Raw genomic sequence first — 8,420 nt, forward strand, 5'->3', positions numbered from 1 at the left:
AGTCCGTCCAAAATCGACCAAACCGCCGCTCAGGCGGCACAAACGGCGCGAAAATCGCTGGCAACGGCGTCTGTCCGGCGCCAAACTGCCTTCAAGCCGAAGCCTCGGCGCAGCCGAAGGCGTTGATCAGACGTTCCCTAAGTCGGAATTACTCATCCTCTCTGTTAGATGGACATCCGCAAGGAAAAGATAAGGCTCGTGTGTGCTCATCTCATTCAGGTCACCTTCATAATGAATGAAAAAATAGACGTCGAAATTCTCATAGTCTTCAGGAGCAGGAACCTCTACCTCTTGATATCCAGAAGCATTTTTTCCGCCTAAACTGCCAGGATCAAAATTAACAGAAGATTTTTCAGATTCCTGTGTGTCTGTGTTGATAAACTGAATAATCAACCGTGCGCTCGCGCGATGATTAGCGAGTTTAGCCCTAATGCTCGCTGGTTTCTTTACTCCACGTGCCATCAAATGGTTCGAGAGTTTCGCGGTAAACGGAGCGTTTCTTCTATGTATCTGTAGCTGGATGGTCGGTATATTGTTGATATGCCAGTCAGCCATTGAATTCAGGTGAATTTTGCAGGCTGTTTCAAAAGTGTCGTCATCGCCGGTGGCATCGATAAGTTCCACAACCTCCCGAAGGTCTAGTTGCAATACTCTGTTTGGATAAATTCCGATAAACTTAAGTGGGAAAGATTGTCCCTTAAGCAAAACTTCAATATTGCCCTTTTCTTCCACTCTCGGATCGGAAATAAAAACTCCTGAGCTCGTAATTTTTGGGGGAGTCTTCTCCAAGTGGTCAAATAGTTTTGCGCTCATCATTCAATAGTCTATTTCATTGTTCCCTAAAGACCGACCTCGGCTGGTTTGGTCTGCGAAAACCAAGCGTCATCGTACACCCAGCTTGGCCCCGACGACACCATGATTCAAGCCCGGCCCGATCCGTTCGGCGGCCATTTGCCGGGACATCCGGTCGCAGACGGACCCCGCTGCGGCCCCGATTGCGGGCGTCCTGTGGCGCCCCAGATCGAACCGTCGCTCCGCCGCTTGCGCTGTGCTCATACCGCATCGGCCTTGGCGGTCAAGGCCGAAGGCGCGGTGGTGATCGTCGAGTGCTGGATTCTGGCGCGCCTGCGCAACCGGAAGTTCCTGTCCATCGAGACGCCGAACGTCGCGATTGCCGAGTTGCTCGATGATCTCATCGCCCAGACCATGCGTCCGGTCGAACGCTCGCGCCGGGATCTGTTCGAGGAGATCGGACGTCACGCGCCCAGGCCCTTGCCCGATACGCCTTTCGAGTACGCGGAATGGAAGCGGGCCAAGGAGCTTCCCGAGTACCACATCGAGGTTCTGCACGGTTTCCATTCGGTGCCGCTCCGTGTGATCGGGCGCCAAGTCGATGTCCAACTGATCCTCCGCCTGATCGAGTTTTTCCCATTTACATGAACGCGTTGCGCTTCACCACCGCCGCGGCCGTAACTCAGATGGGCAATGCCCCATCGACCGAAACAGTAAGGCAAAGCTCGTTCGCCATCCAGAAGTGACCTAACGCGTTCTGTGCGAAGCTATCGCAAAAAACGCGAGTTCCAGAATTCGCGGCAGCCATTTTAAAGATATAAGAAACACGGGCGCACCCCGACCTCAACCCGCGAAAAACTATGCGCGTACCTACAGCCGATCAGAAATCCAGGTTCTCGACGCTCAGCGCGTTCTGCTGGATGAATTCGCGGCGCGGTTCGACCACGTCGCCCATCAGCTTGGTGAAGATGTCGTCGGCCTCGGCGATATCCTCGATCGTGACCTGCAACAGCGTCCGCGCCTCGGGGTCCAGCGTGGTTTCCCACAGTTGATTGGGGTTCATTTCCCCAAGGCCCTTGTAGCGTTGCAACTGCAAGCCCTTCACGCCCTCGTCGAGAATGGCCTCGAGCAATTCGGTCGGCCCGTGGATCAGCTGTTCCCGGTCCTTGCGCGCAAGGCGCGAGGGGTCGCGGTAGATGGTGCGGCTTTCCTGGCTGACCTGGCTGAGCTTGCGCGCCTCGCCCGATCGCAGGACCGCGCCGTCGAGCGTCCGGATCTCCTCGACTCCGCGCAGGACGCGGGACAGGCGAATGCCGTGATCCTGGGTGATCCGCCCCTGCCAGCCGCGTTCATATTCCAGCGCCACGAGGTCCAGCCGCTTGGCGACGTCATCGGCGACGCGTTGCAGGTCGTCATCGGCGCGGCCCGGATCGAAGGCCCCGGCAATCGCGGCCTGTTCCAGGATATGGCGCGGGTAATGCGTCGGGAAGGCGTCGAGGATGCGCTTGAAGCTGCGGGCGGCCTCGACCACGCGGGCAAGGTCGGACCCGGCGATTTCCTCGCCCGAGGGCAGCCGCAGGATGGCCCCGTCGGTGCCCATCTGGATCAGGTAATCCTCCAGCGCGGTTTCGTCCTTGAGGTAGACCTCGGACTTGCCCCGGCTGACCTTGTAGAGCGGCGGCTGCGCGATATAGAGGTATCCGCCCTCGATGATCTCGGGCATCTGCCGGTAGAAGAAGGTCAGCAGGAGGGTGCGGATATGCGCCCCGTCGACATCGGCATCGGTCATGATGACGATCTTGTGGTAGCGCAGCTTGTCGATGCTGAACTCGTCCCGGCCGATCCCGGTGCCAAGCGCGGTGATCAGCGTGCCGATCTCCTGGCTCCCGAGCATCCGGTCGAAGCGGGCCCGTTCCACGTTCAGGATCTTGCCCTTGAGGGGCAGGATCGCCTGGTTGTGGCGGGACCGGCCCTGCTTGGCCGAGCCGCCGGCGCTGTCGCCCTCGACGATGAAGAGCTCGGACTTGGCGGGGTCTTTCTCCTGGCAATCGGCCAGTTTGCCGGGCAGCGAGGCCACATCCATCGCGGTCTTGCGCCGGGTCAGTTCGCGCGCCTTGCGGGCGGCTTCGCGGGCCAGCGCGGCCTCGATGATCTTGCCGACCACCAGCTTGGCCTGGGTCGGGTTCTCCTCGAACCATTCGGACAGTTTCTCGTTCATCAGCCCCTCGACGGCGGGGCGCACCTCGGAGGAGACCAGCTTGTCCTTGGTCTGGCTGGAAAACTTCGGGTCCGGCACCTTCACGGACAGCACGCAGGTCAGCCCTTCACGCGCATCGTCACCGGTGAAATTGACCTTCTCCTTCTTCGCCAGCCCGGAGGAGTTGGCATAGAGGTTGATGGTTCGCGTCAGCGCGCCGCGAAAGCCCGCCAGGTGGGTGCCGCCATCGCGCTGCGGGATGTTGTTGGTGAAGGGCAACACGGTTTCATGGTAGCTGTCGTTCCACCACATCGCGGCCTCGATCTCGATCCCGTCGCGGGTGCCGGTGATGAAGATCGGATCCTCCATCATGCCGGATTTGGAGCGGTCGAGATACTTGACGAACTCCTTGACCCCGCCCTCGTAGAAAAGCTCGGATTTCAGCGGCTCGGCGGGGCGCAGATCCTCCAATACGATGCGGACGCCGGAATTGAGGAAGGCCAGTTCGCGCAGCCGGTTCTCCAGCGTCTTGAAGACGTAATCGAGGTTGGAGAAGGTCTTGGTGGAGGCGAGGAAGCGCACCTCGGTGCCCTGCTTGCCGTTCGCGTCGCCCACGACCTCGAGGTGTTGCGTGGTAAAGCCGCCCTCGAAGCGCGCGACATGTTCCTTGCCCTCGCGCCAGATGCGCAGCTCCAGCCAATCGGACAGCGCGTTGACCACCGAAACGCCGACCCCGTGCAGGCCGCCCGAGACCTTGTAGGAATTGTCGTCGAACTTCCCGCCCGCGTGCAGTTGGGTCATGATGACCTCGGCGGCGGAAACGCCTTCCCCCTCGTGGATGCCCACCGGAATCCCGCGCCCGTTATCGCTGACCGAGACCGAGTTGTCGGGGTGGATCGTGACCGTCACCGCATCGGCATGACCAGCCAGCGCCTCGTCGATGCCGTTATCCACGACCTCGTAGACCATGTGATGCAGGCCAGAGCCGTCATCGGTGTCGCCGATATACATGCCGGGCCGTTTGCGAACAGCCTCCAACCCTTTGAGAACCTTGATGGATTCAGCCCCGTATTCGCCGGGTGCCTGCGCGCTGTCGGTCATGGAAATGCCCTGTTATTCTTGCTGCTGTTTTATAGGGGTTCCAGGGGGGAATGTCACCCTTCCGGCACAAGATTAAGGGGGGTTGCGGGGAACGCGGAAACGGGCGCCCAGGGGGGCTAATTCCACACCCCTGAAAGGGCGATCACCCCGGCCACGCAGATCAGCAAGCCGCCCGCCACCTGGTTGATCCGCCGCAGCCTGTCGGGCGAGGTGATGCGCAGCCGCGCCCGGTCGATGATCAGCGCGAACCCCATGTTGCCCACGACCGGAACCGCCATAGACACGGTGGCGATGACGGCAATGTCGGCCCAGGTCAGCGCGGTCAGGTCAAAGAAACCGGGCAGCATCCCCATGTAGAACAGGATCGCCTTGGGGTTGGCCAGGATCGCGGCCAGCCCGGCGATGAAGCCCGCCCAGGCCCCGCGCCGGTTGAGGCGGCTGTCGGCGTCGATGGGCCGTGCGGCGTGGCGGATCAGCAGCAGGCCCATGACCGCAAAGACCAGAACCGCCAGCCATTTCAGCGCCACCATGATCCCGGCATAGGCCGAGACCACCCAGGACAGGCCCAGAATGGCCAGCAGCGACCACAGGACATCGCCGATCGCGACGCCCAGGATCAGCGGCAGCGCCGCGCCCGCGCCATGCGCCAGAGTGCGCGCCGCCGTGGCCAGCCAGACCGGACCGGGCGTCAGGAAGAGCACGAAGAGCGCCGTGGCATAGAGCGTGATATCAAGCGCGGAGATGGTCATGGGCTAGAAGGTCGGGCCGAGCAGGTCGATCAGGGCATCGTCATCCCATACCGTGTCTTTCAGCGGGTAGACCTTCAGCTTGGTATCGCCCTTCTCGATGATCCCGGTGCTATGGCCGTTCTCGATACCCATATGGCGCACGGTATTCTCCTTCGCGACAAACCCGGAGCCTTCGTAGATCGGACGCACCCCGAAGAGCACGAGGAAATCGGCCATGCTGGCGCGCGCACGATCCAACGTGGCCGCCATGAGGGCCGTGGCCACGCCCTTGCCCCGATGGTCAGGGTCGGTCGCCACCTCGCCAATGCCGATGATCTGCACGCGTTTCGCGCCCATCCGCATCGCGCGAAAGCCAAGCGCGTAATGGCCGACAAGTTCCCCGTCCAGGCGCGCCAGCAGCCGCAAATGGTGGCGTTGGTTATAGAAGGACATGCCGCCATACCCGTCATCCGCGCCAAAGGTGCGGGCGAGCAGCGCGGCAATCTCGGCGTCCCCTTCTGGCGTCAGGTCGATCTCGTGGATGGCCTCAATCAGCATCGGAGGCGTCCGGCAAGGTGAGGGAGCCGTCATCATTGAGCGGCCAGAACGGGTTCATCGCCAGTTCCCAGACATGGCCATCGGGGTCGGCGAAATAGCCCGAATAGCCGCCCCAGAAGACCTTTTCGGGGGCCTTTAGTGGCGTCGCCCCGGCGGCCAGCGCCTGCGCATAGGCCGCGTCTACCTCGGGCATTGTCACGAAGTTCTGCGCCAGCGTCATCGCCCCGCTGCCAAGTGCCGCATCCGGGCGGCCCTGATCGCGGGCCAGATCCTCCAGCCCGAAAAGACCGAAGGCAAAGCCGTTGGCCTGGTAGAAGGTCACCTTTTCCTGGCTTTCGGGATGAATCTGCCAGCCAAGTGCCGCGTAGAAGGCGCGCGACCGGGCCATATCGGTCACGCCCAGGGTGATCAGGGTGATGCGTTCCGGTGTCATGGGCGTGCCTCGGTGATGGTTGAAATGCCGTTCTGTTCGCCGATCTCGAAGGCTTGCGCGCGGGGGGCAAGCTCGGCGAACAACTCCGCCCCGGTGCCGGTCATCCAGGCCTGCCCGCCAAGCGCGCAGATCTCGTCGAAGAGCGCCGCGCGACGGGCCGTGTCCAGATGTGCGGCGACCTCATCCAGCAACACAAGCGGCGCGGCCCCGGTCTCGGACTTCAATGCGCGCGCATTGGCGAGGATGAGCGAAATCAGCAGCGCCTTCTGTTCCCCCGTCGAGCAGTGCCGCGCGTCCGTACCCTTGGCCGTGTAGACCGCGCCAAGGTCGCTGCGATGCGGGCCGATCAGGCTGCGGCCCGCGCCCATGTCGCGCGGGCGCGATGCGGCATGGGCGGTGGCGAAATCATCCGCGCTGTCCAGTCCCTCGCTGCCCTCGGCCTCGATCACGCCCAGTTCCGCGGCGGGAAAGGCGGTCTCCGACCCTGCCTGCGCCGCCGCCAGCCGCGCCACGGCCTCGCGCCGATAGGCCACGATCCTTGCTGCCGCCTCGGCCATCTGCGCCTCGATCGCCTCGTACCACATCGTGTCACGGACCTGGTCCTTGAGCAGCCGGTTGCGTTCGCGCATGGCCTTTTCATGCGCCAGAACCGCCTCGCCATGGGCGGGGACAAAGCTCATCGTGACCCGGTCGAGGAAGCGCCGCCGCCCCTCGGCCCCCTCGATCCAAAGCCGGTCCTGCGCGGGCACCAGCCAGACGATGCGGGTGAGATCGGCCAGCGCCAGTTGCGGCGCGGGCTTGCCGTCGATGCGCAAGCTTCGCGGCTGGCCCGGCTCGGCCCCGGTCGCGACCTCGTGGATGCGGGCCCCGTCAGCCAGGGTCGCGCGGATCTTCCAGCCCAACCGCTCAGGCCGCCGCGCCATCTCCTCGGCCCCGGCGCGTCGCAGACCGCGACCCGGCGACAGGAGCGAGACCGCTTCGAGGATATTGGTCTTGCCCGCGCCATTGGGACCGAAGAGCGCAACGGGACGGCCATCCAGCGCCATCCGGCCAAGCCGGTGCGAACGGAAATGCGACAGGGTGAGGTGCCCGACATGGATGCCTGACATGCCCTTGCCCTTTCATTTTGCCAAAAATACCTCCGCCGGAGGCGATCAGGCGAGGACGCCCGGAACGGGCGGAGGAGCGGCCCGTCACACCCGCATCGGCATGACCACATAAACCGCCGAGGTGTCGTTGCCTTCGCGCATCAGGGTCGGATCGCCGGAGGAGTTGAACAGGAACACCGCATTTTCCCGATCCACCTGGCTGGCGATCTCCAGCAGGTATTTCGCGTTGAAGCCGATCTCCAGCCGCTCATCGCCATAGGCCACGGCCAGTTCCGCCTCACCTGCGCCGCTGTCGGGGGCGTTGACGGAGAGGACCAGCCGATCCTCGTCCAGCGCCAGTTTCACGGCGCGCGAGCGCTCAGAGGAGACGGTGGCGACCAGGTCGACGGCCTTGGCAAACTCGGCGGCATCGACTTCCATCCGGCGGGTGTTGCCGGTGGGGATGACGCGGGTGTAGTCGGGGAAGGTGCCGTCGATGACCTTGGAGGTCAGGGTGATGTCGGGTGTCGCAAACCGCACCTTGGTTTCCGAGACCGAGACCGCGATGGACATGTCGTCATCGTCCAGAAGTTTGCGCATCTCGCCCACGGTCTTGCGCGGCACGATCACGCCGGGCATGTTTTCCGCGCCTTGCGGCAAGGGCGCATCGACGCGGGCCAGGCGGTGGCCGTCGGTGGCGACGCAGCGCAGCGCGCGCCCCTCCTCGCCATCGGCTACATGCATGTAGACCCCGTTGAGGTAATAGCGCGTCTCCTCGGTCGAAATGGCGAATTTCGACTTGTCGAAGAGGCGGCGCAGCACCTTGGCGGGGGCCGAGAAATTGGCGCTGTATTCGGTCGTGGTCATGACCGGGAAATCCTCGCGCGGGAGCGTCGCCAGCGAGAAGGAGGAGCGGCCCGCGTTCACTTCCAGCCTGCCGGAGGTGCCGTCATCGGCGAGGCTGACCAGCGCGCCATCGGGCAGCTTGCGCACGATCTCGTGCAGGGTCACGGCGGAAACCGTGGTGGCGCCTGCGCGTTCCACCTGCGCCGCGCACTTGTCGACCACCTCGATATCGAGGTCGGTGGCGCGGAACGAGGCGGTGTCGCCTTCGGCCTCGATCAGCACATTGGCCAGGATCGGGATGGTGTTGCGACGTTCGACGACAGACTGGGCCTGAGAGACGGCCTTGAGCAGCGCCGCGCGTTCGATAGAGAGTTTCATGTCCTGGCTCCGACAGGGTGCGGGGCGGCGAGACTACCCGACCGGGCATCACGCACAAGTGTTTTGTTGGAGTTTCGCGACTGGCGCGGCGGCGTCAATGGGCAGATACGATTTTAGGTGAATTGGTTGGTTTCGTTGCGCCTTCGGCGCATCGACCCGTGCGAGGGGGCTGTCTGCCCCCTCGCGCTCCCCCGGGCAAGTGTGTTGTTCAGGTTGGCTGGTATGGCCTGTTTTCGCGGATCATGGCATTTAGAATGATGAGCAGTTTGCGCGTGACAGCGATGATGGCCTGTTTTGGA

The 8,420-nt window shown here is 63.1% G+C and carries 8 protein-coding genes; 1 reads left to right on the forward strand and 7 read right to left on the reverse strand.

The features are described 5' to 3' along the window. Positions 1–126: 126 nt before the first annotated feature. Positions 127–816: a hypothetical protein gene (locus tag AC13C7_RS00055; RefSeq protein ID WP_482866189.1), complete on the reverse strand. Its 690-nt coding sequence runs from the start codon at positions 814–816 to the stop codon at positions 127–129. Between the two features lie 252 nt (positions 817–1,068). Here AC13C7_RS00055 and AC13C7_RS00060 point away from each other — a divergent pair, with 252 nt between their 5' ends. Beyond that, positions 1,069–1,440 (forward strand): Mu transposase domain-containing protein, encoded by a 372-nt coding sequence (locus tag AC13C7_RS00060; protein WP_482866190.1) that lies wholly within the window; start codon positions 1,069–1,071, stop codon positions 1,438–1,440. Between the two features lie 232 nt (positions 1,441–1,672). On the opposite strand, the gene gyrB is transcribed toward AC13C7_RS00060, so the two are convergent. The 6 genes from gyrB to dnaN all read right to left on the reverse strand — a co-directional run bounded on the left by gyrB (position 1,673) and on the right by dnaN (position 8,121). Further along, positions 1,673–4,090: a DNA topoisomerase (ATP-hydrolyzing) subunit B gene (gyrB, locus tag AC13C7_RS00065; protein WP_482866191.1), complete on the reverse strand. Its 2,418-nt coding sequence runs from the start codon at positions 4,088–4,090 to the stop codon at positions 1,673–1,675. A gap of 116 nt (positions 4,091–4,206) precedes the next feature. Continuing rightward, positions 4,207–4,839 carry a LysE family translocator gene (locus AC13C7_RS00070; RefSeq protein ID WP_446169746.1) on the reverse strand — a complete coding sequence of 211 codons (633 nt, stop codon included), beginning with the start codon at positions 4,837–4,839 and terminating at the stop codon, positions 4,207–4,209. Positions 4,840–4,842: 3 nt separating this feature from the next. Next, complete coding sequence (locus AC13C7_RS00075; protein WP_482866192.1) at positions 4,843–5,376, reverse strand: GNAT family N-acetyltransferase; 534 nt, start codon at positions 5,374–5,376, stop codon at positions 4,843–4,845. Next, positions 5,366–5,809, reverse strand: coding sequence for a VOC family protein (locus tag AC13C7_RS00080; RefSeq protein WP_482866193.1), 444 nt, complete (start codon positions 5,807–5,809; stop codon positions 5,366–5,368). Before AC13C7_RS00080 ends, AC13C7_RS00075 begins: the two co-directional genes overlap by 11 nt. Beyond that, complete coding sequence (recF, locus tag AC13C7_RS00085) at positions 5,806–6,918, reverse strand: DNA replication/repair protein RecF (RefSeq protein WP_482866194.1); 1,113 nt, start codon at positions 6,916–6,918, stop codon at positions 5,806–5,808. Before recF ends, AC13C7_RS00080 begins: the two co-directional genes overlap by 4 nt. An 84-nt stretch (positions 6,919–7,002) precedes the next feature. Further along, a complete protein-coding gene (dnaN, locus tag AC13C7_RS00090; RefSeq protein WP_172320376.1) occupies positions 7,003–8,121 on the reverse strand; it encodes a DNA polymerase III subunit beta in 1,119 nt (372 codons plus the stop codon). Between the last annotated feature and the right edge of the window lie 299 nt (positions 8,122–8,420).

This window comes from Alterinioella sp. B-7 (assembly GCF_056857775.1).

Bases quoted from the DNA above. Each gene is read 5' to 3' on its own strand.
- AC13C7_RS00055 (WP_482866189.1), bottom strand. From the start codon at position 816: ATGATGAGCGCAAAACTATTTGACCACTTGGAGAAGACTCCCCCAAAA.
- gyrB (WP_482866191.1), bottom strand. From the start codon at position 4,090: ATGACCGACAGCGCGCAGGCACCCGGCGAATACGGGGCTGAATCCATC.
- AC13C7_RS00070 (WP_446169746.1), bottom strand. From the start codon at position 4,839: ATGACCATCTCCGCGCTTGATATCACGCTCTATGCCACGGCGCTCTTC.
- AC13C7_RS00075 (WP_482866192.1), bottom strand. From the start codon at position 5,376: ATGCTGATTGAGGCCATCCACGAGATCGACCTGACGCCAGAAGGGGAC.
- AC13C7_RS00080 (WP_482866193.1), bottom strand. From the start codon at position 5,809: ATGACACCGGAACGCATCACCCTGATCACCCTGGGCGTGACCGATATG.
- recF (WP_482866194.1), bottom strand. From the start codon at position 6,918: ATGTCAGGCATCCATGTCGGGCACCTCACCCTGTCGCATTTCCGTTCG.
- dnaN (WP_172320376.1), bottom strand. From the start codon at position 8,121: ATGAAACTCTCTATCGAACGCGCGGCGCTGCTCAAGGCCGTCTCTCAG.